Annotated in this window: 21 protein-coding genes and 3 tRNA genes; 12 read left to right on the top strand and 12 right to left on the bottom strand. The window is 41.7% G+C overall.

The features are described 5' to 3' along the window. Positions 1–437: 437 nt before the first annotated feature. The 4 genes from mgtE to E3D81_RS07460 all read left to right on the top strand — a co-directional run bounded on the left by mgtE (position 438) and on the right by E3D81_RS07460 (position 3,434). Positions 438–1,811: a magnesium transporter gene (mgtE, locus tag E3D81_RS07475; RefSeq protein ID WP_099367986.1), complete on the top strand. Its 1,374-nt coding sequence runs from the start codon at positions 438–440 to the stop codon at positions 1,809–1,811. 128 nt (positions 1,812–1,939) lie between these two features. Continuing rightward, positions 1,940–2,013: transfer RNA gene (locus tag E3D81_RS07470), tRNA-Asn, on the top strand. A gap of 366 nt (positions 2,014–2,379) precedes the next feature. Next, a tRNA-Asn gene (locus tag E3D81_RS07465) sits at positions 2,380–2,453 on the top strand. A gap of 60 nt (positions 2,454–2,513) precedes the next feature. Then, entirely contained in the window at positions 2,514–3,434 is a 921-nt protein-coding gene (locus E3D81_RS07460; protein ID WP_134776990.1) for a PfkB family carbohydrate kinase, read from the top strand. 100 nt (positions 3,435–3,534) lie between these two features. Here the strand turns inward: E3D81_RS07460 and E3D81_RS07455 are convergent, their stop codons facing one another. Continuing rightward, complete coding sequence (locus tag E3D81_RS07455) at positions 3,535–4,050, bottom strand: RNA polymerase sigma factor (RefSeq protein ID WP_099365265.1); 516 nt, start codon at positions 4,048–4,050, stop codon at positions 3,535–3,537. A gap of 266 nt (positions 4,051–4,316) precedes the next feature. Continuing rightward, positions 4,317–5,333: a UDP-N-acetylmuramate dehydrogenase gene (gene murB, locus E3D81_RS07450; protein ID WP_099365266.1), complete on the bottom strand. Its 1,017-nt coding sequence runs from the start codon at positions 5,331–5,333 to the stop codon at positions 4,317–4,319. A gap of 100 nt (positions 5,334–5,433) precedes the next feature. Here murB and E3D81_RS07445 point away from each other — a divergent pair, with 100 nt between their 5' ends. Next, entirely contained in the window at positions 5,434–6,048 is a 615-nt protein-coding gene (locus tag E3D81_RS07445) for a TetR/AcrR family transcriptional regulator (RefSeq protein ID WP_134776989.1), read from the top strand. Here E3D81_RS07445 and E3D81_RS07440 read toward each other — a convergent pair. Beyond that, on the bottom strand, positions 6,026–6,997 hold the full coding sequence (locus E3D81_RS07440) for a YpdA family putative bacillithiol disulfide reductase (RefSeq protein WP_134776988.1): 972 nt from the start codon (positions 6,995–6,997) through the stop codon (positions 6,026–6,028). The two genes, E3D81_RS07445 and E3D81_RS07440, sit on opposite strands and share 23 nt — an antisense overlap. Continuing rightward, a complete protein-coding gene (locus tag E3D81_RS07435; RefSeq protein WP_099365269.1) occupies positions 6,990–9,179 on the bottom strand; it encodes an FUSC family protein in 2,190 nt (729 codons plus the stop codon). Before E3D81_RS07435 ends, E3D81_RS07440 begins: the two co-directional genes overlap by 8 nt. A gap of 235 nt (positions 9,180–9,414) precedes the next feature. Here E3D81_RS07435 and E3D81_RS07430 point away from each other — a divergent pair, with 235 nt between their 5' ends. The 5 genes from E3D81_RS07430 (at position 9,415) to E3D81_RS07410 (ending at position 14,829) form a co-directional block, all read left to right on the top strand. Beyond that, positions 9,415–11,991, top strand: a complete 2,577-nt coding sequence (locus E3D81_RS07430) for a phosphoenolpyruvate carboxylase (RefSeq protein WP_134776987.1) — start codon at positions 9,415–9,417, stop codon at positions 11,989–11,991. 78 nt (positions 11,992–12,069) lie between these two features. Further along, entirely contained in the window at positions 12,070–12,699 is a 630-nt protein-coding gene (locus tag E3D81_RS07425) for a hypothetical protein (protein ID WP_099365271.1), read from the top strand. 15 nt (positions 12,700–12,714) lie between these two features. Continuing rightward, positions 12,715–13,737, top strand: coding sequence for a Gfo/Idh/MocA family oxidoreductase (locus E3D81_RS07420; protein WP_134776986.1), 1,023 nt, complete (start codon positions 12,715–12,717; stop codon positions 13,735–13,737). Positions 13,738–13,812: 75 nt separating this feature from the next. Further along, positions 13,813–14,694, top strand: a complete 882-nt coding sequence (locus tag E3D81_RS07415; protein ID WP_099365273.1) for an exopolyphosphatase — start codon at positions 13,813–13,815, stop codon at positions 14,692–14,694. Between the two features lie 51 nt (positions 14,695–14,745). Next, positions 14,746–14,829 (top strand) — tRNA-Leu (locus E3D81_RS07410). 26 nt (positions 14,830–14,855) lie between these two features. Here E3D81_RS07410 and E3D81_RS07405 read toward each other — a convergent pair. From E3D81_RS07405 to E3D81_RS07370, 8 genes are all read right to left on the bottom strand, one after another. Continuing rightward, on the bottom strand, positions 14,856–15,650 hold the full coding sequence (locus E3D81_RS07405; RefSeq protein ID WP_134776985.1) for a (Fe-S)-binding protein: 795 nt from the start codon (positions 15,648–15,650) through the stop codon (positions 14,856–14,858). A 12-nt stretch (positions 15,651–15,662) separates the two neighbouring features. Then, positions 15,663–16,955 carry a (Fe-S)-binding protein gene (locus E3D81_RS07400; RefSeq protein WP_134776984.1) on the bottom strand — a complete coding sequence of 431 codons (1,293 nt, stop codon included), beginning with the start codon at positions 16,953–16,955 and terminating at the stop codon, positions 15,663–15,665. A 156-nt stretch (positions 16,956–17,111) separates the two neighbouring features. Continuing rightward, positions 17,112–17,666, bottom strand: coding sequence for an OmpH family outer membrane protein (locus E3D81_RS07395; protein ID WP_099365276.1), 555 nt, complete (start codon positions 17,664–17,666; stop codon positions 17,112–17,114). A 90-nt stretch (positions 17,667–17,756) separates the two neighbouring features. Beyond that, the gene (locus tag E3D81_RS07390; RefSeq protein WP_099365344.1) at positions 17,757–18,290 is read right to left on the bottom strand and encodes an OmpH family outer membrane protein; all 534 of its coding nucleotides are present in this window, start codon (positions 18,288–18,290) and stop codon (positions 17,757–17,759) included. Between the two features lie 64 nt (positions 18,291–18,354). Further along, positions 18,355–20,928: an outer membrane protein assembly factor BamA gene (bamA, locus tag E3D81_RS07385; protein WP_134776983.1), complete on the bottom strand. Its 2,574-nt coding sequence runs from the start codon at positions 20,926–20,928 to the stop codon at positions 18,355–18,357. Between the two features lie 120 nt (positions 20,929–21,048). Then, positions 21,049–21,786: an isoprenyl transferase gene (locus tag E3D81_RS07380; RefSeq protein WP_134776982.1), complete on the bottom strand. Its 738-nt coding sequence runs from the start codon at positions 21,784–21,786 to the stop codon at positions 21,049–21,051. A gap of 82 nt (positions 21,787–21,868) precedes the next feature. Further along, positions 21,869–22,762: an NAD kinase gene (locus tag E3D81_RS07375; RefSeq protein ID WP_317128174.1), complete on the bottom strand. Its 894-nt coding sequence runs from the start codon at positions 22,760–22,762 to the stop codon at positions 21,869–21,871. Positions 22,763–22,805: 43 nt separating this feature from the next. Continuing rightward, positions 22,806–23,468 carry a CBS domain-containing protein gene (locus tag E3D81_RS07370; RefSeq protein WP_134776981.1) on the bottom strand — a complete coding sequence of 221 codons (663 nt, stop codon included), beginning with the start codon at positions 23,466–23,468 and terminating at the stop codon, positions 22,806–22,808. Positions 23,469–23,643: 175 nt separating this feature from the next. Between E3D81_RS07370 and E3D81_RS07365 the strand changes: the two genes are divergently transcribed. Together E3D81_RS07365 and E3D81_RS07360 are read left to right on the top strand one after the other, a co-directional pair. Next, positions 23,644–24,474: a 1-acyl-sn-glycerol-3-phosphate acyltransferase gene (locus E3D81_RS07365; RefSeq protein WP_134776980.1), complete on the top strand. Its 831-nt coding sequence runs from the start codon at positions 23,644–23,646 to the stop codon at positions 24,472–24,474. Between the two features lie 6 nt (positions 24,475–24,480). After that, complete coding sequence (locus E3D81_RS07360; RefSeq protein ID WP_099365281.1) at positions 24,481–25,446, top strand: GNAT family N-acetyltransferase; 966 nt, start codon at positions 24,481–24,483, stop codon at positions 25,444–25,446. Positions 25,447–25,604 lie beyond the last annotated feature (158 nt).

Below are 25,604 nucleotides of genomic sequence, written 5' to 3'. Positions count from 1 at the left end.
TTGTTTCTTTTTTTATTGTTCTATTTTCCATCAGATATTAAGGTATTGAAATGATTTTCTATACAAACTGATAACAGGATTAATTAACTTTAAAGAATATAAATAATGTAAAGAAGTAATATTGTTCTTCGTTAACTGTCAACCCTGTTTTATGAAGCTTTTTTCGAATATTTATATAGCTAAATTTAACTGATATATTTCTTTATCAGTTAAATTTGTTTAAGAACATAAATAATAGATAAATCGCCATATTTTTTCATTTTTATAATCTGATTCAAATATCCCTTCAAAAATGGGTCTTATCTATTTTTGATTTAACGGATTTTTAGGCTTCGTTTTTTTATTGTGAAAGATGTTGTTTTTCAATTTAAAAAAACGACTTTTGCACAAAAGAATTTTTAGGCACCAATGTAGGATCATATAAATAGAGGAGGCGTATGGAAGAATTAGCAATGCTTGTTTCGCATGTCGAACAACTTATTGAACATGGTGATAGAGCCGAGCTTGCAGATTATTTGAATGAACTGAACATTTCAGATGTGGAGGAGCTGATCGATGAGCTCCCAGAGCACGGTCCATTGTTCCTCGAGATCTTAAGTATCAAACGTGCGGTAAACGTATTCCGGATTTTGGACTTCCCAACCCAAGAACGGATTTTCAAGAAATTACCAAATTTTAAAATCAGAGAACTTCTTAACGAATTGCCACCCGATGACCGGACTTCCTTTTTTAGTGAGTTGTCTGGTGATGTGGTGAAACGCCTGATCATTCTATTGACTCCGGAGGAGCGTAAGGAAGCCTTGTCTTTATTGGGGTATCCAGAAGATTCGGTTGGTCGTTTGATGACCCCGGATTACATCACGGTCAAGGAGCATTGGACCATGCCGCGGGTACTTGACCATATCCGTCGATATGGATCGGCATCCGAGACGATCGATGTGCTTTATGTCATCGATTCGGAAGGAAAGTTGATAGACGATATTCGGATCAAGGATGTGCTGGTTGCCGAAGAAGATACCATTGTTGCGGATCTGATCGATAATCGGTTGATTTCCCTGCATGCCTACGATCCGGCCGAAGAGGCGGTGACCATCTTCCGGATGAACAACCGCGTGGCATTGCCTGTCGTAGATGATAAGGACATCATGCTAGGGATCATCACGATCGATGATATCCTTTGGGTAGCCAATGAAGAGTATACGGAAGATATGCAACGTATCGGGGGTACTGAAGCCCTTGATGAGCCTTACTTGGATGTATCTATCTTCCACTTGGTAAAGAAACGCGCAGGCTGGCTTATTGTGCTCTTCCTAGGGCAGTTGTTGACCGCCGTGGTGTTAGGGTATTACGAAAGCAAATTCGTGCCTGTATTGATCCTCTTGATGCCGGTGATCATGTCCAGTGGGGGTAACTCCGGTTCACAGGCCTCGACCCTGATCATCCAGGCGATGGCGATGGGAGAGGTGACCCTTCGGGACTGGTGGATGGTCATGAAAAGAGAATTGCTCTCCGGTTTGCTTTTAGGGGTGATTCTTGGTGCGCTTGGATTTATGCGGATCGGGATGGAGGAAGCCTTTAGGCAATCCTATGGTGATATCTGGTATCTGATTGCTATTGCGATCAGTCTTTCGCTGGTGGCTGTGGTGCTTTGGGGTTCGGTTATCGGTTCCATGCTTCCTTTTATTTTGCGTAGGCTGGGAGCGGATCCGGCAAGTTCATCCGCACCATTTGTATCCACTATTGTCGATGTAACAGGTTTGATCATCTATTTTACCTTTGCTACCTTGGTGTTGAAAGATGTGCTCTTTTAATTCATTGGAGCGGATTTAAAATTATTCTGATTGGTTCTGAATAACTTGCGAAAAAACGCATAAAAATATTTGCACTTGTCGGTATATCTTCCGATAATTGCATCACCAAAACGAAAGGGACGGGAAATTCCTGAATAGCTCAGTTGGTTAGAGCATCTGACTGTTAATCAGAGGGTCGCTGGTTCGAGCCCAGCTTCAGGAGCAAAAAAGGCTATCGCGAGATAGCCTTTTTTTATTTTCGCGTCGGTGAAAAAGGATAGTGAAAGGATAGTGAAAGTATGTAAAATGTATGCTTTACTTGAAGTAGCCTTAGTTTGACCCTGCTTTAAGCTTGCTTAGACCACGATTATAGCCCAAATTCAAACATATTTTGAATCTCTAGGTTGCATGCCATCCGAAGAAAATGGATAATACAGGTAAAGATTGCTACAAACTTTAAAGATTGCTTCGTCGTACCTCCTCGCAATGACGCGAGAATCAAAAAATGTTTTACAAAAAATTTGCGAATTAAAATCTAAAATTCTATTTTTGTACCACTTTGAAGATGACAGCGGGTCATTAGAAAGATTCCTGAATAGCTCAGTTGGTTAGAGCATCTGACTGTTAATCAGAGGGTCGCTGGTTCGAGCCCAGCTTCAGGAGCAGAAAAACAAAGTAAGCCGGCCTCGATGCCGGCATTTTTTTTATTTAAAGATTTTGTACATGAGTTTAGTTATTGTTGGTACCGTGGCTTTTGATGCTATAGAAACGCCATTTGGAAAAACAGATAAAATTGTTGGTGGAGCTGCTACATTCGCAGGATTGGCTGCTTCTTACCTTTATCCAAACGTGAAATTGGTTTCGGTAATCGGAGAGGACTTCGGCGAGGAGAACTTGAGCATCATGACCTCCAAAGGGATCGATGTAGAAGGGGTAGAGATCATTCCAGGAGGAAAATCATTCTTCTGGTCCGGAAAGTACCACAATGATATGAACAGCAGGGATACCCTGATCACGGAATTGAATGTATTGGCCGATTTTGATCCTAAAGTACCTTCTTCTTACCAAGATTGCGAATACCTATTATTGGGAAACCTTACTCCATCTGTACAGCTAGCGACCTTAGAGCGTTTAGAGAACAAACCTAAATTGGTGGTTCTGGATACGATGAACTTTTGGATGGACGTGGCCATGGATGGTCTTAAAGAAGTTCTTCAGAAGGTGGATGTATTGACGATCAATGATGCTGAAGCAAGACAATTGGCTGGAGAATATTCGTTGGTAAAGGCTGCGGATAAAATTTTGCAGATGGGACCAAAATACCTGATCATTAAAAAAGGCGAACACGGTGCGCTTTTATTTGGAGAAGGTCAGGTGTTTTCAGCACCAGCTCTTCCATTAGCTGATGTGTTTGATCCTACAGGTGCAGGTGATTCGTTTGCCGGTGGCTTTATTGGCTATTTGGCAAAACTACAATCCGTGAACTTCACGAACATGAAAAATGCGATCATCTTTGGTTCGGCATTGGCCTCTTTCTGTGTAGAGAAATTTGGTACGGAACGTTTGCAGAACCTGACTAAACAAGAGATTTCAGACCGTATTCAACAATTCGTTCAGCTATCAAAATTTGAGATCAGCGAATAATTAGCTGTACCAAGAAATAACGGCCATTCCTAAACGGCCAAAAAAAATCCTCTATAAAAAATATAGAGGATTTTTTTGTCTTCAAGGTTTGTATATTTCTTTAATCCATTTCAACGTTATACGCTGCCAAGGATTTCTTCATTGATTTTCTAGCCACATGGATCCTGGTCTTCACAGTACCAATAGGGATTTTTAGATGATCTGAAATTTCATGGTATTTATATCCTTCGAAATACATGGTAAAAGGGATATAATATTCATCTGATAATTTAGATAAGGCGTAATTGATGTCCTCCATTACAAATTTGTTTTCGCCTTTGTTCTTGGTCGCAGATACTACCAGGTTGGTTTGAGAGATTTCCTCTTCTTTCGTGATAAAAGAGTTCGTTTTTACGACACGACGGTAATTGTTGATGAATGTGTTCTTCATAATAGTGTACAACCATCCACGTAGATTAGTTCCGTCTCTAAAGTTCTTAAAATACGTTACGGCTTTTAGTAGCGTATCTTGCACTAAATCGTTTGCATCCTCAGCATCTCTAGTAAAGTTTCTTGCGTAACTTCTTAGCGATTCGGAATGTTGGACGACAAGTGTGTTAAAATCGAGCTTGTTCATACGATTAGTAGTTTATATAGTTAAATGATGCGATTTGACAGGAATTCCTGTAACTAAACGAGTATGTTCGTATCGTTTAGCTGTAAGGGTTATTGCAATAGTTGTGCGAGAAATTCCAGAAAGTGTGGAAATGTTGAGGATTTAGGGAGGGAAATTTCGTTTTAGGAAATCGCTTGTTTTACGATAATCGAGGTTTGAGGGCGCTCAGGATAGATTTGTTGAATTTTAATAAAAAAATATGTAATTACAGAAAATGTGGAAAACTTTTATAAGAGGTTGACTTCACGTTCCAATCTCACACCAAACCTGTTCAGTACATCGTCCACAATAGTAGACGATATTTGGAATATCTCATTTCCAGTGGCTTGCCCACAGTTCGTGATCACCAAAGCCTGATTTTTCCACACTTGCACTTCACCAACACGTTTTCCTTTCCAGCCACATTCCTCTATTAACCAGCCTGCTGCCAACTTCTCGGCGTCCTCATTAATAGGATAATGTACGATCGTTGGAAATTGTTTTCTCAATTCTTCAAATTGTGCGGTTGGGATGATGGGGTTTTTGAAAAAACTTCCCGCGTTTCCTACAGTAGAAGGATCCGGAAGTTTTTCGACGCGTATATAGGATACCACCTCGGCCACATCCTTTATGGTTGGGGAAGTAATCCCTCTATTATTTAATTCGGCCTCAATCGCCCCATAACTGGTATTGATCGTTCCGAACAAAGCTAATTCGTAGGTTACACTACAGATAATGAATCTGCCTTTAAATTCCTTCTTGAAAATGCTGTCGCGGTACGAGAATTCGCATTCTGCATTATTGAAGGTCCGGAATTCTCCGGTTTGCGTATCGAATGCTCGGCAGGAATAAAAGATATGCATGAGCTCCTGTCCATAGGCTCCAATGTTCTGAATAGGAGAGGCTCCTACTGTTCCCGGAATGAGCGCCATGTTTTCCATACCTGGAAAATCATGTTCGATGCAGTACCAGACCAGATCGTTCCAAACTTCTCCAGCTTCGGCCGTAACGAATACCTTATCATTCTGAATGAAATGTTGCTTTCCTTTATTGCACATATGTACAATAAGTCCTTCATAATTCTTGGTGAACAACACATTGGATCCGCCACCTAATACAAAGAAAGGTTGATTGAAGTGTCCGGCCTCATAAAGGCTGGTCAGGGTAAGTTCATCTTCCACCTTGATGTATTGTTCGGCTAATGCTTCTATCCCAAACGTATTAAACTGCTTTAAGGAGGTGTTTTGCTGGATCTCGTTTTTCATTTTTTGACCGAATCTATTAAAAGTTCGAAAAATTTAGTTAACTTTAGTTTAAGACGTAAATATAGGCAAAGCCTAAATCAATAACTAATTTAAATTGCTAATGGCGAAGAGTGCGGATGCAAAAAGGACAAAGATTTTAGAGGCTGCAAAGAAGCGGTTTGCTCATTATGGTCTTGCCAAAACAACGATGGCAGAGATCGCGCAGGACCTGTCTTTCTCCAAAGCATTATTATATTATTATTTTCCGGATAAGAACAGTTTGTTTGCTGCCGTAATGGAAGCTACGATTGATGAATTATTGGAAATAAGCACCGCTAAGATCAAGTCAGCAAAAACCGTCCAACACGCCATCGATGCATTTCTAGAAACCCGTTTGCATATCATCAAAGAGAATTATAACGTGTTTGAATTTACCTATTCCCTACGCAATGATATGCCGCCTGATCTAGAATGTGCCATGCCGGCGATGTTTGAACGCGAGATTGAACAGGTAAGGTCCATCCTGGAAATGGGAGTGGAGAATGGGGAGCTAAAACCTATCGATGATATGATGACGACCGCCAGGATCTTATTGATTTCCATGTTGGGCATGCGGTTAGGCATCCTGAAAGAATTCAAGAACCTGTTTTTTCCACCAACAAAGGAAGAGTTCGATTACATTCTGGATCTGCAACGAAAACTTTCCAAGATATTTATTGATGGCCTTCGCAAATAGCCTTCATGATCAAGCTGGCATGAATTCTTGAGTTTTCGATAAACCAAAGGTGGGTATTCAATCCTCCACAAACCACCCCTGCCAAGTACATCCCTTTGACATTGGTTTCCATCGTTTCCGGATTATGGACCGGGATGCAGGGTGCAATTTCCGGCACTTCAATGCCTAGTTTCAACAGAAAATTAAAGTTGGGTCTATATCCTGTCAGTGCTAACACAAAATCGTTTTCCAATATGATCTTTCCTTCAGGGGTTTCAATCTCGACTTCTTCTTCGGTGATAGCGGTTATATTGGAATTGAAATAGGCTTTCACTTCGCCAAAAGCAATGCGGTTTTCGATATCGGGCCTTACCCAATATTTTACCCTCGGGCTGATTTCGGGCCCCCTTACCACCAAGGTTACCTCTGCTCCTTTACGGAAGGTCTCCAGGGCGGCATCGATGGAAGAATTGCTTGCTCCAACGACAACAACCTTCTGGTTGGCATAATAATGAGGGTCATCGTAATAATGGCGTACCTTCTCCAGTTCTTCTCCCGGTACATTCAGGTAAATGGGGATGTCATAAAAACCGGTGGCAATAACCACATTTTTGGCTTGGTAATTCCCTTTGCTACTATTGACATGAAAAACGTGGTCTACCTTCCTTACACTTAAAACCTCTTCAAATAGCTTGCAGTTCAGGTCGAATTTTCGCTCCACCCGACGGTAATATTCCAGTGCTTCGGCACGCTTTGGTTTAGGATTCGTGGTAACAAATGGGGTATCTCCGATTTCTAACCTCTCGGAAGTAGAGAAAAAGGACATATTGATGGGATAATTGTACAGGGAATTGACCAGACAGCCTTTTTCAAGAATGATATGCTTGAGCTTGTTTTTCTTTGCTTCTATACCACAGGCAATTCCAATCGGTCCTGCCCCAATAATGAGGACATCATATATATTATCCATTTTTTGTTTCCAGTTTTTCAAGTTGAATGACGGATTCCTTTTCCATTACATCCACCGTAGATTTATATAAATCTGAGGAAATTTTATTTAAGAACTGTAATTGCTCGGTAATTAATTTAGATTCTTCCGGATCAAGCGTGTCATCTGTCAGCTCCGGAAAATCGCGTACAGGAGTAAATTCTTCCTCCTGCTCTACATGCAGGGTTTCAATGGATTTTTGGATATGGTTCAGGATTCTTTTGAGAATGGTCAAATGTTCCTTTGTATAATTCGTATCCGTTGCTTCCGTCAATTGGATCAGCAAGGTTGCCCCGTAAGAAGATAAAATATGGTTGAGGATGACGAATCTGTTGACATCCTTCGTGCTTTTCTGCCGCCATTTAGGCTCGGAAAGCATGCGTTGGAAGGTGGACCCCATATTGGCAGAGGAGATGTAAACCTGTTTTCGAGCGAGTTTATAATCGGTCACGCCGATGGTCTCCCCCGAAAGGATACGGACCGCCTGGGCAAGATAATTGTAATTGGCGATCAATAACTGCCGCATGTTCGTTTTGATCTGGAAACTTTCCCAATTGGGAAAGATGATATAACTCGAAATAAAGGCGATCATCCCGCCTAGAAATGTGTCAAATATCCGTTCTTTGGCCATCACAAAGGTGTTGACACCGGTGAAGCTCAGCATGATCATCACATAAGGGGTCATGAAGAGTACCGCCATAATGTAATTTACCCGGAATAGGCTATAGGCTGTCAGGAAGAAAAAGATCAAGAGGATGAACCGTATGATCTCTGAATGTATGGTCATGAGGATGATAGCACCGATAATACCGCCGATCACGGTTCCCATCAATCGTTGCACATTCCTTTCCTTGGTCAATCCAAAACCGGGCTTTAAGATCACCATGATGGTCAAAAGAACCCAGAAGCTGCCCATCTGTCCGATGTTGAAGAAGTTCAGGTTAAGGATCAGGTAAGTGAGGGACATGACAATGCCCATCCGTAGGGCATGCCTAAAGATGGAAGAGTTCAGGGAAAGGTTACTCTTAAATTTCTTCCAATCAATATGCTCCGTCTGTATGAATTTATTGGCTTCTTCAATCTCCTGTTTATGGACATTGTTAGGCCTGATAATGCTGTAATTGTAAATATTCTGGATGAACGCCGTAATGTTACGGATACTGATCAGGATCTTTTTTAAAGGAATGGTATTGACCTGTTCCTTTTTATCCAACTGGTCTATTTTATATAAGATCCGATCAAAATCATTGGCAAAGCTGTATTTTGCTTTTGGCGCTTTATTGGCGTTGAGTTGATAGGCCAGATGATCGAGTTCATTGGCAACCTTGATCAATAAAAGCCTGAATTCCTTCAGGATGCCCGTTTCGGAATACGACTTCCGGATCTGTTCATAATCATAATGGGTGGTCATGGACAGTTCGAAGAGGTCTACAATATCATTAAAAGTCAAGGTCAGGAATCGACCAATTTTGGTAGTATCCTTTATCGATCGCTTGCTTTGGAAAAGAAGATCTCGAACGTTTTCCTGGTGCTCATGAACTTCCACCTGTTTATCGATCAGTTTGCGGTAATTCTCGTCGAAGTCGGTTTTAGGGTCGTAAAAGTTAGCTCGCAGTCGAATAAAATCACCTACATGCCGGATGGATTCCGATAATTCCTGTTGAGCAAGCCGATAGGGGCGAACCTGCGTCATGGAAAAGCTGATCAGCATATACCATAGGCCACCGATGATGAAGTAAAGCAGAAATTCCAGCTCCTCGGTGATGTTCTTGACATCATCGATGTAGATCAGCATGATCAATACCCCCATGGAACCCACGGTAGCGGCCCGGGCATTGAAAACGGCGAACATGGAATAGAGAAAACAAAGAATGGCAATGAGGCCTGTCATGAGCCAGATATTGCTATTGACCAAGACCGTCAGGAATTGGGTGATCAAGCAGACGATAAAACTGGCAATCATCCCTGTTCTGCGATGGCTGGGCGCCCCAGGTGTATCAGAAAGCCCCACCAATAAAGCGCCTAAAGAGATGTAAGTGCCTAGCATGAACTGCCCTAAAAGGGCGCAAATGATGACCGGAACGATGCAGCCAATGGTGATTCGAAGTCCATCTGCAAAGTATTGGCTGTAGAAAAAGTTACTGATCTCTTTTGTTTTTATCATGGCTTGTCACACAAAGATACGCAAGGCTTGTTTACTAAGGTAAAGGATTAAAGGTTATTTTTCTTAAAAATGGGCATTTTAAAGCATTAAAACCAATTTTATTGATAAAATCATAATAAAATTATTTAGTTAGTGTAAAAAATACAATTAGTACCTTAAAAATATATAAAAATCATATATTTGTTTTAATTATTATCCTATCGTTTGGGAATAAACAAGATACTTATTTTAAACTATGAGATTAAGTCAGAAAAAAGCAGCTTTTCAGAATGAAGTCCTAACGCGGTTCGATTTATTCAAGAGTCTGTTTCTTACGCTTCCATTCCAACGTGTTCGACATACGGGAACCATATTACCTTTTTTCAATACCCATTGTGAGCAGGGTGTAGAACAACATCAGACACCCGAGACCATCATCGATAGTTTCTTCGGGCAGTATGAGCAGTATGTGCGGGAAGATGATCGATTGGATCTATTGTTCCGCATTGTCCAGTATATCGAAAGACAGGTGGTTTTATTTGATGCGGTGGAGGATTCGGCATTTAAGGCCGTAGGGAAAAGCGATGAAACGGGAGGATTGGATACTATTTTTGGTGCTGCCCAATCCAATCCGCAAACGCGTAAACAGATTGTGGAGCGGTTGAAGGAAATGTCGGTACGGTTGGTTTTGACGGCGCATCCGACCCAATTTTATCCTGGACCGGTGCTATCCATCATCAATGACTTGATCGAGGTTCTAAAAAAGAATGATATTCCTAAAATACACCTGTTGTTACAGCAGTTGGGAAAGACTCCATTCATCAATAAACAAAAGCCTACCCCTGTGGATGAAGCCATCAGTTTAGCTTGGTACCTGGAAAATGTATTCTATAAGGTTGCTTCTGATATTCAGGCAAGAATTGATGATGAACTTGAACTTTCTACGAAGGAATTAGATCACTTGATCGAGCTAGGCTTCTGGCCAGGAGGCGATCGTGACGGAAATCCGAATGTGACTTGGGAGAGTACCAAAAAGGTGGCTAACCTGTTGAGGACCATTCTTTTCAGGTGTTATTACCGGGATTTTAGGGTCGTAAAAAGACGCATCACCTTCCGTGGAGTAGAATCCTACATGGAAAACCTACAGGAATTATTCTATGAGAACAGTTTCAACCCCGTTGATAAACCGGTGGATGAAACCGATAAAATATTGGATAACCTCGAAAATATCATCCGTGTTCTTCGCGAAGACCACGATGGACTTTTTGTTGAAATCGTGGAAGATTTAAAACGTAAGGTACAGACCTTTGGCTGTTATTTCACCACCTTGGATATCCGTCAGGATAGCAGTATTCTGAGAAATACCTTTAATTGGTTGTTGGAGACCTATCCATCCGAAACCGGAATCCCTTTATCTGAGGTTGTCGATTCGGAGGAGGAAAAAGAAAAACAGATTACGCTTTCTGAAGCGGACCTGGATCTGGAAACAGCAGAAGATCCCTTGGTTCAGGATACCCTGCGTGTTATCCGCTTGATCAAGGATATCCAAAAATCGGGTAGTGAGCGTGCAGTTCAGCGGTTTATCATCAGTAATTGCCAGCAAGCCTCGGATATCTTAGGATTGATGCAGCTGTTTTTATGGCAGGGATGGAAGAAAGGGGATCTGACCATGGATTTTGTGCCTTTGTTCGAAACGGTTGATGATTTGAAACATGCCGCGGATGTGATGCGTAGGCTTTACTCAAATCCAGCTTATGCTGCCCATCTGAAGAAAAGAGGGAATAAGCAGACCATCATGTTGGGGTTTTCGGACAGTACGAAGGATGGGGGCTATTTGATGGCCAACTGGTCTATCTATAAAGCCAAGATCGAATTGACCGCCATTTCTCGTGAATACGATGTGGATTTGGTGTTCTTTGATGGTCGCGGTGGACCACCGGCACGTGGCGGTGGTAAAACCCAACGCTTCTATGCTTCGATGGGCAAAGAGATCGAGAATAACCATATTCAGGTAACCATTCAGGGGCAGACCATCAGTAGCCAATATGGTTCTTTGGATTCGGCAAGATACAATATCGAACAATTGATACAGGCTGGTCTGGTTTCAGATCTGCAACAAAAGGTGGGGGATACCCTGACACCAAAACAAAAGGATGTGATCGATCAGATGGCCGCAGAAAGTCATCAGAAGTTCTTGACCTTGCGCCATCATCCACAGTTCCTACAATACCTGGAAACCTTGAGTCCATTGAAGGCTTTGTCTTCGATCAATATTTCCAGTAGGCCGGTAAAGCGGAATTCCGATCGGGAATTGCGGTTGGAAGATCTTAGGGCGATCAGCTTCGTGACTTCCTGGAGTCAACTGAAACAAAATATTCCTGGATTTTTCGGGGTAGGGACGGCTCTGCAATGGGCAGAGGACAATAACCTCTGGTCCTATGTCAAGAACCTGTATGAAACTTCCGGTATGTTCAATACCGTGATCGATAATTGCATGATGTCGATGACCAAATCGAATTTCCACATCACCGCTTACATGAAGGATGACCCTCAGTTTGGTGGATTTTGGACGATGCTGAAAGAAGAATTCGATCTGACCAAAACCTATCTGCTAAAATTAACAGGAATGAAAGAGCTTATGGAGAATTATCCGGTAGAGCGGGCTTCTATTTTGGAAAGGGAGAAGATTATCCTTCCTTTATTGATTATCCAGCATTACGCTATCCGATTGCTTGATAAGCAGCAGGTTAAGGAAGAAAGGGCAGAAATCTACCGCAAATTAATCGGCAGAACCATTTATGGTGTGGTGAATGCAGGAAGAAATTTAGCGTAGATTGAATATGAATTAAACAGAAATAGGCATTAATAGGGATATTTTTATATTTTTGTGTGTTTTAAAAAATATAAAGCGATGAAATTAAATACATTATTTGTTGCGGCAGTTTTAGCAAGTACAACTTTATCTTCTTGCGTATTTGATACTGCAAGCGAAAATCAACTTAAATACACGCATACGACATTGGTAGATGGGGATGCATATGCATTTTTCAGATCCGTTGGAGCGATTGCGCCGTATGAGGTAGACTATGCGAAACATGTTGGTACGGTTGGAAATGCACAAGCGAAAGATGCAGCGAGCAAAGTATCCCAATTCTTTACAGAGATGCTTCCTCAAATGGACTCTTTGGCAACAAAATTCCATGTAGATTTCCCTATTTTAGGACAAGAGAAATATGCCACAGAAGCTGATCATGCAGCACATAGCGTAACCACTGCTACAGATTCTACCGCTGATTCTACCGCAGTCGCAGCAACAGCCCCAGCACCAGTAATGCATACGGCTCCTAGCCATGCTGCTTATACGGATGAAGCGTATTTACACCATGTTCAACATCAAGTAGGCTTGGTGAAGGAACAATTGAGAAGATTGTCTCGCAATACCAACAAAGAATTAAGAGATTTCGCTCAATCAAAAACAGAAGCTGTTGCTCAGTTGTTTACTGCTGTAGGTGGTAAAGAAGATGCCCACGCGCATCACTAAGCAAAAAACAGTTTAATGGTTAAAAAACAGATCGTTACAGGTATATTGTCGTATGGAATGTCCGGAAGGGTATTCCATGCGCCATTTATAGCTGTCAATCCCAACTTTGAATTTAGGGCAATCGTAGAACGCAGCCTTAAATCAGCCCAAGAGAAATATCCCGATGTCATCAGTTATGATTCCGTTCAGGAATTATTGGATAATCCGGAGATCGAATTGGTCATCATCAATACGCCAAATGATACGCATGTATCCTATGCGGAGCAGGCACTCCTGGCCGGTAAGCACGTATTGATCGAGAAACCATTCGCACCAACCTCCCAAGAAGCAGCCAAATTATATAAATTGGCGGAAGAACAGGGAAAACACATCCTTCCATTTCATAATAGACGATTTGATAGCGATTTCCTTACGCTCAAGAACATCGTGGAATCCGGTCTGGTAGGAAAGCCTATCGAGCTGCATCTCCGTTTCGATCGCTATAAATCGCAGATCGGCGTGAAGTTGTTCAAAGAAACCAAAAGAGCTGCCTCGGGGATTCTTTACGATCTGGGATCGCATCTGTTGGATCAGGCCATATCGCTGTTCGGTAAGCCAAAATCCATGAGCAAATTAAAGGGAACCTATAGGGCAAATAGTGTGGTGGACGATTATGCCCATCTGATGCTGAACTATGGCTCTGGCGTAAATGTTTTCATCACGACCAGCCTATTGGTCGCCGACCCCCAAGCCGCCTTCGTGCTACATGGCACAAAAGGGAGCTATGTGAAATATAGAACGGATGTGCAGGAGGCCCAACTCCTGGAAGGGTTGATGCCTGACCATGCAAGCTTCGGATTAGAGCCCTTAGGTAATGAAGGTGTACTGAGTATTGCCCTTCGGGATGATGTGATGGAAAGACAGCTTATAGCGCCTGTAAAAGGTGATTATATGGCTGTTTTTGATGCGGTTTATGCCACCATACGCGAGGATGCTCCCTATTTTGTGAGCAAAGAACAGATTATCTGGCAATTAGAAATCTTAGAACCGACGAAATAATCGGCTATTTAATATTATATTAATATTAATTTAATCTAAGATTTTTAATATTGTTAAACTTTTCAAATACACACTGTGAGATACGCCGCTATTGATATCGGTTCAAACGCTGTTCGTTTGCTGATTGCCGATATAATTGAAAGAGAAAACGAAATCATATTTAACAAGAACACACTTCTACGAGTGCCATTACGATTGGGTGATGATGCATTCATCAATAAACACATTTCTGAAGGAAAATTTGAGAACATGGTGAAAACCATGTCGGCATTCCGTAATCTGATGGATGTGTACAAGGTCAGTGATTATATGGCCTGTGCGACTTCTGCGATGCGCGATGCGGATAATGGCAAGGACGTTGTTGAGGCCTGTAAAAAGGTGGGTATCGATATTGAGATCATCGATGGTTCAGTGGAAGCCCAAATCATATACAATGTGCACAACCAAACCAACATGGATAAGAACAAGGTTTATCTTTATATCGATGTGGGTGGTGGTAGTACCGAGATTTCGCTTTTTGCCAATGGTGATCTAGTGGCATCCCGTTCCTTCAATTTAGGTACTATACGTATCCTGGATAACCAGGATGAACCGGAAACCTGGGACGACATGAAGTTATGGGTGAAGAATATCACCAAGAGTTATAAGAACATCTACGGGATTGGTTCTGGAGGTAATATCAATAAACTTTCGAGGATGGCGAATGAAAAGGCGGATAAGCCTATTTCCTACGCCAAATTGAAAGCCATGTATGTTTATCTGAGTTCGTATTCTTTGAAAGATAGGATCAATGTACTTGAATTGAAACAGGATAGGGCAGACGTGATTATCCCGGCTTCGGAGATCTTTTTAACGATCATGAAGGTGGGGCATCTGAAGAATATTATGGCGCCTAGGATCGGATTGGCGGATGGAATCATCCAGACCCTGATCAATAAAAATCTGAAGAAGGCTTAATCAAAATTCGTTGCAAATATCAAAATAAAGATTATTTTTGCGATGTGAAATGCCCAGGTGGCGAAATTGGTAGACGCACCATCTTGAGGGGGTGGCGCCTGAATGGGCGTGGCAGTTCGAATCTGCTCCTGGGCACCCCTTAAAATTCCTCTTATTCTTGTTTAAATTTTATTTGCCTTTACGGTAATCTCTGCGATATCCAGTACCTGGATTTCCTGTTCCTTGTCTTTTACTTTCACCCCATCCCTCAACATCGTCATACAGAAAGGACAAGCTGCGGCAACAATGGAGGCCTTGCTTTCGATCACATCCTCAATACGCTCTACATTCACATCCTTATTGCCCTTTTCAGGTTCTTTGAACATCTGAGCACCACCAGCTCCACAGCATAAACCATTGGATTTACAGCGTTTAAGTTCCACCAGGTCGGCATCCAAAACCTCCAAGGCTTTCCTTGGTGCCTCATAGACATCATTTGCCCTGCCTAGATAACAAGGGTCATGGTAAGTGATTCGCTTGCCCTTGAATTCATTTCCATCGGCAGGTTTCAATTTCCCTTCATCGATCAACGATTGGATCAATTGGGTGTGGTGGATCACTTCATAGTGGCCGCCTAAGCTCGGGTATTCATTTTTTATGGTATTGAAACAATGTGGGCAGGCGGTCACGATCTTTTTGATTTCATAACCATCCAATACCTGGATATTCATCATCGCCTGCATCTGGAACAGGAATTCATTTCCTGCCCGTTTTGCCGGATCTCCCGTACAGCTTTCTTCCGTGCCTAGGATGGCATATTTGATCCCTACATGTTGAAGGATCTTGCAGATGTCTTTGGTGATGCGCTGCGCACGTTCATCAAAACTACCGGCACATCCCACCCAAAACAATAGGTCTGGGCTTTCTCCTTTTGCTAATAACTCGGCTACTGTTGGTATATGAAGTTCGTTTTCCATGTTTTTTCTTTTTTATTGATTTGCCCAATTTGCACGATCTGCCTGTGCATATTTCCAAGGTGCACCGTTGTTTTCCAGGTTGGAGAACATGTTGTTCACACTTGCTGGTGCCTGCGATTCTTCCATCACCGCATATTGACGAAGACCAATGATGATCTCTAAAGGGTTGATGTTGACCGGGCATTGCTCCACACATGCATTACAGCTTGTACAAGCCCATATCTCCTCTCTGCTGATGTGTGTATCCAATAGCGATTTCCCATCATCTACAAACTCTCCGTTTTTATCAATGTTCAAGCCCACATCCGTTAAGCGATCGCGGGTATCCATCATGATTTTTCTTGGGGATAGTAACTTCCCGGTCATATTGGCCGGACAAGCAGCGGTACATCGCCCACATTCGGTACAGGTATAGGCATCCAACAGATTCTTCCAGGTAAGGTCCTGTACATCCTTCACCCCAAAACGGGTTGGTTCTCCGGTGGGTGGGGGTAAGGAAGGATCCAACATCACTTGAACCTCTGCCGTAACTGAAGGCATGTTCTCAAACTTGCCTTTAGGCTCCAGGTTGGAGAAATAGGTGTTCGGGAAGGCCAGTATAATATGTAAATGTTTTGAGATCGGTAAGTAATTCAAAAAGGCCAAAACGCCGATGATGTGGAACCACCATGCTCCGCGTTCGATCCCAATCAATGTACTCACCTGATCGGGAAGCCAAGACGCAATATATTGGGAGATCGGAAAGGATCCGACAGCATGATAATGGGCAGCACCCAATTGCTGAAGTTTATAATCTGCGGCATTCATAAGTAAGAAGGCAGCCATCAAAAGGATCTCCGCGGTCAGGATCAGGTTGGCATCTGTTTTCGGCCAATTGTCTAATTCAGATTGATTCAAACGCTTCAATTTAAGGATATTCCTGCGCACGGCAAATACCACACAGCCCATCAATACCAGGAAGGCTAAGATCTCAAAGGAAAAGATCAGGAAATCGTAAAAACCACCCATAAAGGAAAGTACGCGATGGGTACCGAAAAGGCCATCGATCACGATCTCCAACATCTCAATGTTGATGATACAGAACCCTACATAGACAAACAGGTGAAGGATTGCTGGGATGGGCTTCTTGAACATTTTCTTCTGTCCGAAAGCCACCAGCAACATCACCTTCAATCGTTCCGAAGGACGATCGCTGCGATCGAGGGATTTTCCTAAACGAATATTGCGATATATTTTACTGGCGTTTTTATAGAACAGGATGATGCCTGCGATCAGAAGTACGCCAAAAATCAATTGACCGATCATAGTTTACAAATTAGGTAAAACAAATATAATCAATCCTTAGATACTATGCAGGCATAATAAATTATTTAGACCGATTAAAAATAATTGTCTTAATGGGATAAGATAAATAAAAAAAGCCTCCCTAGGGAGGCTTTTATAATCTTTATAGATTTTTAATTATTTCTTTGGAGCTGCAGCTGCAGTTACACCTAATTTAGCTTGAACATCAGCTGTAAGGTCATCACCACCTGCTGAATAAACCACTGAACCAGATGCTAGATCCAGGATATAAGCATATCCTTTTTCTTTCGCTACTGCGTTGATAGCGGTCATGATCTTTGTTTGGATAGGAGCGAACAATTCAGCCTGTTTAGCTTCCATATCTTTTTCAGCTTGTTGTTGGCTTTCTTGGATCTTTCCTTCCATTTCGCGCATCTCCGTAGCGATCTTGTTCAATTCCACATCAACTGTTTCCTTGTTAGCTTCGCTTCTGTTTCTCGCTTTATCATTAAGATCTTTTTGTTTAGCTTGATACAAGGTAAACATATCTTGTAGTTCTTTGTCTTTGGTAGCACCAAGGCTTTGGATTTGTGTCTGCGCATTCTTGAAATCTGTAGTAGATTCCATAACTGTTCTAGAATTGATATGACCAACTTTTTGCTGTGCGCTTGCTGCGTTTGCTGCAAAAATAAGTCCTGATGCTAATACTACACTTTTCAATAAATTTTTCATGCTCATTCTGTTAGTCTTATAATTATATAAGTTTTTTCTGTTTTTTATATTTGTTAATTTTTTTAGATGCGCAAAATAATAAAAAAATCGTTAGTTGGCTAAACTTGGATTAGGTTTTAACCCCAATTTAACGATTACCTCATTGCTTTTATCCATTTTAGGGTTCGCGTAAAGGAAAGATACCTCGCTACGACGGTCTAAAATGAAATCCAATTGCTGTGCAGTAGCGATATCCTGAATGGCTTTAGAAACCCTATCTTGGATAGGTTTCATCAAGGTTTCACGTTGTTTAACGATCTCGCCATCGAATCCGAATTTACTGCGTTGTAATTCTTTAACCGCTTTCTCTTTGTTCACAATCTCATCTTCACGACGTCTGCGCATATCTGCGTTCAACTTCTGTTGGTCGTTCTGATAAGCCTGGTACATGCGCTCAATCTCTTCGTATTGTTTATCCACTTCTTGTTGCCATTGTTGGGACAAGGCATCCACTTTCTTCTGTGCGCTTGCAACTTCAGGAATATGTTTCATGATATACTCCGAATCTACATAAGCAATTTTTTGTGCAAAGGAGATGCCCACCATCATGGTTAGCATCAAGGCCGTAGTTATAATTTTTTTCATTGACATATCAATATTTTTTTAATTCTACTTTTTAAGACAATTAAAATTATAAAAAGTTTAATTACTAAAATCCGCCCATGTTCTGGATGATACTGAACGTGAAGTTCTGTTTCCACTGGCTCGAAGGCAATCCAGGGATAGGATCCATCGCATGACCGTAGTCAATACCCAACATACCGAAGATCGGTAGGAAGATACGTGCTCCAACACCCACTGAACGACGAACCTTGAATGGATTCACTTCAGAGAATTTGTTCCAGGTATTACCTGCTTCAGCAAATGCCAACGCAAATACCGTTGCCTGATCATTCAACAAGATTGGGTGACGAAGTTCGATCTGGTATTTCGCATAGATCGGGCTACCTGAGCTTGCCGCCGTATATTGCATGTTTGATCCGGTAGAAGCTGGGATAATATATCCATTGGCATAACCACGCATCGCGATGATCTCAGAACCTTGCAAGAAGTCGAAACCTTGCATACCATCACCCCCTAATTTGAAACGCTCAAATGGAGAGGTAGGTGTTTCATCACCGTAAGTACCTAGGTAACCAAATTGTGCTTGGGTTTTCAACACCAATTTACCTACGATTTTCGTGTACCATTGCGAATCGAATTTCCATTTATGGTATTCCGTCCATTTGTATTTTTCATTATCTGGAGCGGTTGCATAGTTGATGTTGTTCATCAAGGAATATGGAGGCGTCAATTGTACGCTGAACTTCAGGTGTGAACCAGAAGTAGGGTAGATCGGTGCATCAACAGAGTTACGACTAATCTCTTGGGTAAAGTTGATGTTGTATGCTTCACCGTCTGAGAAGATGAAATAACCTCTATAGTTTTCCAAATAATAACGTTGGTAAGATAGGGAGCTATTGATCTGGAAGTAGTTGTCTGGCCATTGAAGACGCTTACCTAAGGTCGCTGTAACCCCGTGCATTTGAATTTTAGGGTTGTTCGCATAGCCTTCGTAACGCTGCGTTTGCCAATTGTAATATTGTTGTTGTGAATTCGAAATGTAAGCACTCAATCCGAAATAGATAGGTTTCTTACCACCTAACCATGGCTCCGAGAAGGAGAAGCTATACGACTGATAACGCTTTCCGGAAGTCTGTCCACGGATACTTAATTTCTGACCATCTCCACGAGGAAGTGGTTTCCAAGCATCTTTCTTAAATAAGTTAGACGTCGAGAAGTTATTGAAGGTAAGACCTAAGGTACCGATTACCTGTCCTGCACCATAACCACCGGATAGTTCCACCTGATCTGAAGGCTTCTCTGCAACCGAGAATTCGATGTCTGTTGTTCCTTCTTCAAAGTTCAGGTTGATAGGGGCAGGTTGAACTTTCTGCTCATCAAACATCCCCAATTGGGAGATCTCACGAACACTTCTTACCAATAATTCCCTTGAATATTTCTGACCTGGTTTGGTGTAGATCGAACGTAGAACCACGCGGTCGTTCGTTACATCATTACCTTTCAAGATCACGTTGTTGATCGTGTACTGTTTACCTTCAGACATTTGGATCTCCAGGTCGATCGTATCGTTATAGATTCTTTTGATGATCGGTTGGATGTTGAATGTCAGGTAACCATCGTTCTGATAGATTGCCGCAATATCATCCGAGTTACGGGTAGGACCCATCAACTTCGAGTTCAATTTTTCCTCACTGTAGATATCGCTTTTCTGAATACCTAAAAAGATGTTCAGAATGGAATCCTTGAACTTCGCGTTTCCGGACCAGCTGATGTTACCCACATAGTAACGAGGACCTTCGTAAAGATCAATATCGATTCCAACTTCATTGTTGTCATAACGGTATACGGAATCCCTGATGATTTCTGCATCACGGTATCCTTTATCCTGCATCTTAGCGATCAGTTTTTCTTTCGCTTCTTCGTATTTATCTTCCTTGAATTTACCAGGACCAAATACACGGTACCACATTCTTGGTTTAACACCTTTAAGGTATTTTTGAAGCTGCTTATCCGTAAATTCTTCATTGCCTTCAAAATTCACATGATGAACTTTGATTTTCTTGTTTCTTTCGATATCCACCATAACAATTTCATTGTTCGGTTGGGTTGTATCTTTTGCGGTCTTGATCGTAATTTCCGGATATAGATAGGATTTCTCCCTCAAGAATTTCTCGATGGTCGTACGGGTGGTCAATAATAGGTTTTCATTGACAATTCGGCCAGCCGTAGTATTCAAACGCTTACGAACTTCTTCCGTTTGGGTCTTGCTCAAACCTTCAATATCCACACGGGTCAATCTTGGGCGTTCCTTTACTCGGATTTCCAAAAAGATCGTCTCGTCCTGTATTTTTGTAGCATATAACTGAACATCCTCGAATAGGTTCTGATCCATCAGATCCTTGATCACATTAGCTGTCTGCTCAGAAGGTACCTCGATGTAATTACCTACGACCAATTTGGAAATGGTAATCAATACATCGCTCTCTAAGTATTGTGCTCCTGTAACAGTCACTCCTCCAATGACATAATTCTTAGGGTTATTATAGTCAATTTCATCGGGGTCATTGACGTTTATGGGATTACCACCAAGGATTTGGGCATGCGAGAAATTGCAAATTAAGATGGTCAGAAAAATAGAAATTTTTAGTATATGCTTCATCTACTTTTTATTATGTCTGCTAAAGTACAGCAAAGTCTTGTTAATTTTTGTTAAAAGAAATATTGCGGATTTCGGGGATTAACCCATCCAAAATCAAAATGTTGCAAAAGTAAGTATTTCTTACAATTGTTCACTAGTTTTCCCAAATCTTCTTTCGCGATTTTGATATAAATAAATACACTCGAAGAGATGTTCTCTGGAAAACTCCGGCCACATAATGGGTAGGAAGAATAATTCAGAATAAGCGATCTGCCAAAGCATGTAGTTACTGATGCGTTCTTCACCGGATGTTCTGATCAGAATATCGGGATCCGGCATATCATAGGTATAAAGATGCTGGCTTATGGTTTCTTCATTAATATTCGAAGGATCAAGTTCATTGTTCTTCACCTTTTCCGCTATCCTTTTGGTGGCTTCCACAATCTCTTGTCTGGAACCATAGCTTAAGGCTAAAGTAAGGGTACAGCCTGTATTGTTCTTCGTCTGATCGATGGTACTTGCCAAGGTTACTTGACAATGATCTGGTAGGTCAGAAGTCTTTCCGATGGTATTTACCCGGATATTGTTGGCCTGGAAGGTAGGTAATTCCTGGTTGAGGGAATTCACTAAGAGTTCCATCAAGGCATTGACTTCAAATTCAGGTCGGTTCCAGTTTTCGGTGGAAAAAGCATATAAGGTGAGGTAGGAAACGCCGATTTCAACAGCAGCCTCCAAGGCCTCCCGAACAGCTGTAACACCGTTTTTGTGTCCAAATACACGCAGCTCACCCTGTTCCTTGGCCCATCGGCCATTGCCATCCATGATAATCGCAATATGCTTAGGAAGGTTAGTTTTGTCTATTTTATCTTTATAGTTCATTTGATTGTATACTGCGGTAAAGATACAGGTTTTCAGATAATCCTTTGATATTAAATAGTGTTAAATGAACTTTAAACCTTGATTAATAATTTCTGACGTCTATACCCCATAGTAATTTCTCCCGTAGGATACTGAAATACTGGTCATTCTGAAGCCTGATCAAGTTGATGTTGAAAGGCGCTTTGGAAATGGTTAAGGTTGTATTTGTCGATAGGGTATAACTTTTCGAATCGCAGCTCAAGATGTATTTTTCCGTGCGACTTTCGATCTCCAGGTGCAATTTCATGTTTTCACTGACGACGATAGGGCGTACGTTCAGGTTGTGGGGAGAGATAGGGGTAATCACGAAGTTGCCGCTTCCCGGCATCAGGATCGGCCCGCCACAGCTTAAGGAATAGGCTGTGGAGCCGGTTGGTGTCGCAATGATCAATCCATCGGCCCAATAGGAGTTCAAGAGCTCATTATCCAATACCGCATTTACTGTGATCATAGCGGAAGAATCCGAACGAAATACCGTTATGTCATTTAGCGCAATATTATCTCCGGCCACAAGGGTTCCATCTGAGGTTTCTACCTGCAACAGCCCACGCTTTTGGATCTGGTATTGGTTTGCCAAGATTTGGTCCAATGCCTCTTCGATCTTGTTTTTTGAAATGTTGGCTAAGAATCCCAAACGACCGAAGTTGATACCTGCGATCGGGATTCCGGAGTCCTTAATCAAGGTTGCTGCGGCCAGCATGGTTCCATCGCCACCAAGGCTCAGCATAAACGAAATATCCTTCGGGAGATCCTTATGAGATCTAAATTTTTTGAATTTGAAATCCACTTTGCATAGTTTCTTTAAAAAACTGTGGAAATCGTGGTAGATATATACCTGAACATTGCGTTCGCGGAGGTAACTGAACAGCTCAACAACGTAGCCGATAACCGATTGGTTAAATTCACGTCCATATACTGCGATGGCCAGTTCTTTCATGCTTTCTTTTAAAATTTAGTCAAAGATGGGAATTTCTGATAAATTATAGGTTCAAATAATTCATCAAAAGATTGTACCGCTCTTGTATGTCGTTCTGGTCAGATCCATCATTAAAAGTCGCTTTCACCACATAATCATGTCGCCAGAGGGATGCCAAAACCGAAGAAATATTGGTCTTGTTGAGTTTGATGGTCAGTTCCACTTTGGATGAATCCTCCATCACCTTAACGCCAGTCTGCAGGATCTTACAGTTTTCCGATTCGATGATATTCGCAATATGGGTCAAGGAATTGTCGCGCTCTTCCATTTCCAACACGATGATCGCCCCAATCTCCTGGTTGGATACGGTCTTGTTCAAGGCCAATAGCAGATCCTTTGGCGTGATCACACCCACATATTGGTTGTTCTTGTTCATGATGGGCAACATATCAAACTGATAAGTTTCCAGGTATTGCAGGGCATCAAAAATATGTTGGTAATCGAAAAGATAAATAAATGGAAAAGTGAACTTGAGTTCCTTGATGGTTTTCAGGTCATCATCTACGTTCAAGAGGTCTTCTTCGGTGATGATCCCCAGGTATTCCTTGCCTTTAACAACAGGGAGTTGTTGGAGATGGAGCTCATTGACCTTATCCAGGGTAGCAGCTACCGTGTCGTTTGGATGGACCTCGGTGTAGAGCGTAGATATGTTTTCGCCTATATACATGAAACCGTTTTATATATTAAACCCTTATTTTGAGAAAACGTTTAATTAGGAGTTTAATGATTCGTTGATGCTAAGGTAACGAAAATATATATTTTGAAATAAAATAAAAAGATGTTTAATGGTACTTTAAAGGAAATGTGTAATTTTACCCTACTTTAAAAAGAGCGGTAATTATATGGACTTACTAGAGCAAGAGAAGTTTATAAAGATTCGAGAAGTCATTCATAAGAAAAGTCCAAAATTAGCGAAGTGGATACCCAAACCATTAATTAGTTACTTAGAGCGTGTTATACACGAAGATGAGATCAACTATATCATGACCAGGTATTACGATGACCTAGGCTTGGATTTTGTGGATTCTTTATTGAAGGAGCTGGATGTAGAGGTTCATCTGGAGGGTGTGGAGAACATTCCTTTGGAGGATAGTGTGATCTTTGCTTCCAACCACCCACTTGGTGGACTGGATGGCGTGGCTTTTATGCAGGCTATCGGAAAATACCGGAAGGATGTGAAATTCCTGGTGAATGATATCCTATTGAACATCCGCAACCTGGAGCCTTTGTTCGTGCCTGTTAATAAGGTAGGCAATCAGAGTAAGGCAGGAATCGCGGCCATTGAAACCGCCTATGCCTCCGACCATGCCCTGTTGGTTTTCCCGGCCGGATTGGTTTCACGGAAAATAAAAGGCAAAATTGTTGACCTAGAATGGAAAAAAAGCTTTATCAATAAAGCAAAAAAATACAAAAAGGACATCGTTCCTGTCTACATTGAGGGTAGGAATTCTAATTTCTTCTATAATTTAGCGAGAATAAGAGCAAAACTAGGTTTAAAAGCTAACATTGAAATGTTATATTTACCTGATGAGTTGTTTTCCCAACGCGGGAAGAACATCAAAATCCGCATCGGTAAACGTATTCCATATACACATTTCGACCAAAGCAAAAACGAAAGAGCCTGGGCCGAAGATGTTAAACAGCAGGTTTATGCGATGGCCAACAGTAAATAATAATCTATGCAAGAAATAATTCAACCTGTTGATCGGGAATTAATTAAGAAAGAACTTACTAAAGAAGCTTTTGTCCGTTATACTAATAATGGCAACAATGAGGTTTATTTGGTAAACTATCATACGTCTCCGAATATCATGCGCGAGATTGGCCGACTGAGAGAGTTGAGTTTCCGCTCCGCGGGAGGTGGTACCGGGCAAGCACTGGATATTGATGAGAACGATATCAGTGAACATAACTACGACCAGCTGATCGCCTGGAACCCGGATGATGAAGAGATCATTGCGGGATACCGTGTGATCAAATGTGATAATGCCGTTTCAGAAGATGGGGAAGTCCATCTCTCCACAGCGCATTATTTTGATTTTTCAGAAGACTTTGTAAAGAACTATCTTCCCCAGACCTTGGAATTGGGAAGATCATGGGTACAACCCAAATACCAACCCGCAATTGATAACCGCAAAGGGATATTCTCTTTGGATAACCTTTGGGATGGGCTAGGGGCGGTGGTGTTGTTGAATCCAGATGTGAAGTATCTATTTGGAAAGGTGACCATGTACCCGCAATATAATGAAGAAGCCAGAGATCTGCTGATCTACTTCATGAACCATTATTTTCCGGATAAGGATAAATTAGTTACTCCATCTCCAGATTTGTTTTTGGGGTATAAGACTGATGTTTCCAAGTTTGAAGGCATTTTTGATGGCTTGGATTATAAAGAAGGTTATAAGGTGTTGAATACGCGTGTAAGAGAGTTGGGGGAGAATGTTCCGCCATTGATCAATACGTATATGAATTTGTCGCCAACCATGCGTGTTTTTGGTACCGCTAGGAACAATGAATTTGGCGAGGTGGAAGAGACTGGTATCATGATTACCTTGGATGATATCTATCCAGCGAAGAAAGAAAGACATATGTCGACTTTTGAACGGGATAGGCATTTCGGCGAAAGACCGGTGAAGGCAAGGTAGGTTTTCATTGCAGCCTTACGACATTGCGACCCTACGTCATTGCGACCCTACGTCATTGCGAGGGCGTTCGTCATTGCGAGGCACGAAGCAATCTTCCCACATGTCATGCTGAGCGTAGTCGAAGCATCTGTTCGATAGTACACGTACAGATCCTTCGA

The organism is Sphingobacterium sp. CZ-2 (assembly GCF_004526235.1).
In the GTDB taxonomy this organism is placed as follows: domain Bacteria; phylum Bacteroidota; class Bacteroidia; order Sphingobacteriales; family Sphingobacteriaceae; genus Sphingobacterium; species Sphingobacterium tenebrionis.
Note: the sequence above shows the minus strand (reverse complement) of the source record. Positions and strands in the feature narration are given on the sequence as shown.

Excerpts from the sequence above, each read along its gene's own strand:
- E3D81_RS07370 (WP_134776981.1), bottom strand. The coding sequence starts at position 23,468 with ATGTATATAGGCGAAAACATATCTACGCTCTACACCGAGGTCCATCCA.
- E3D81_RS07425 (WP_099365271.1), top strand. The coding sequence starts at position 12,070 with ATGAAATTAAATACATTATTTGTTGCGGCAGTTTTAGCAAGTACAACT.
- E3D81_RS07405 (WP_134776985.1), bottom strand. The coding sequence starts at position 15,650 with ATGGAAAACGAACTTCATATACCAACAGTAGCCGAGTTATTAGCAAAA.
- mgtE (WP_099367986.1), top strand. The coding sequence starts at position 438 with ATGGAAGAATTAGCAATGCTTGTTTCGCATGTCGAACAACTTATTGAA.
- E3D81_RS07455 (WP_099365265.1), bottom strand. The coding sequence starts at position 4,050 with ATGAACAAGCTCGATTTTAACACACTTGTCGTCCAACATTCCGAATCG.
- E3D81_RS07380 (WP_134776982.1), bottom strand. The coding sequence starts at position 21,786 with ATGAACTATAAAGATAAAATAGACAAAACTAACCTTCCTAAGCATATT.
- E3D81_RS07435 (WP_099365269.1), bottom strand. The coding sequence starts at position 9,179 with ATGATAAAAACAAAAGAGATCAGTAACTTTTTCTACAGCCAATACTTT.
- E3D81_RS07375 (WP_317128174.1), bottom strand. The coding sequence starts at position 22,762 with ATGAAAGAACTGGCCATCGCAGTATATGGACGTGAATTTAACCAATCG.
- E3D81_RS07420 (WP_134776986.1), top strand. The coding sequence starts at position 12,715 with ATGGTTAAAAAACAGATCGTTACAGGTATATTGTCGTATGGAATGTCC.
- E3D81_RS07430 (WP_134776987.1), top strand. The coding sequence starts at position 9,415 with ATGAGATTAAGTCAGAAAAAAGCAGCTTTTCAGAATGAAGTCCTAACG.
- E3D81_RS07395 (WP_099365276.1), bottom strand. The coding sequence starts at position 17,666 with ATGAAAAATTTATTGAAAAGTGTAGTATTAGCATCAGGACTTATTTTT.
- E3D81_RS07460 (WP_134776990.1), top strand. The coding sequence starts at position 2,514 with ATGAGTTTAGTTATTGTTGGTACCGTGGCTTTTGATGCTATAGAAACG.
- E3D81_RS07445 (WP_134776989.1), top strand. The coding sequence starts at position 5,434 with ATGGCGAAGAGTGCGGATGCAAAAAGGACAAAGATTTTAGAGGCTGCA.
- E3D81_RS07360 (WP_099365281.1), top strand. The coding sequence starts at position 24,481 with ATGCAAGAAATAATTCAACCTGTTGATCGGGAATTAATTAAGAAAGAA.
- E3D81_RS07365 (WP_134776980.1), top strand. The coding sequence starts at position 23,644 with ATGGACTTACTAGAGCAAGAGAAGTTTATAAAGATTCGAGAAGTCATT.
- bamA (WP_134776983.1), bottom strand. The coding sequence starts at position 20,928 with ATGAAGCATATACTAAAAATTTCTATTTTTCTGACCATCTTAATTTGC.
- murB (WP_099365266.1), bottom strand. The coding sequence starts at position 5,333 with ATGAAAAACGAGATCCAGCAAAACACCTCCTTAAAGCAGTTTAATACG.
- E3D81_RS07440 (WP_134776988.1), bottom strand. The coding sequence starts at position 6,997 with ATGGATAATATATATGATGTCCTCATTATTGGGGCAGGACCGATTGGA.
- E3D81_RS07390 (WP_099365344.1), bottom strand. The coding sequence starts at position 18,290 with ATGAAAAAAATTATAACTACGGCCTTGATGCTAACCATGATGGTGGGC.
- E3D81_RS07400 (WP_134776984.1), bottom strand. The coding sequence starts at position 16,955 with ATGATCGGTCAATTGATTTTTGGCGTACTTCTGATCGCAGGCATCATC.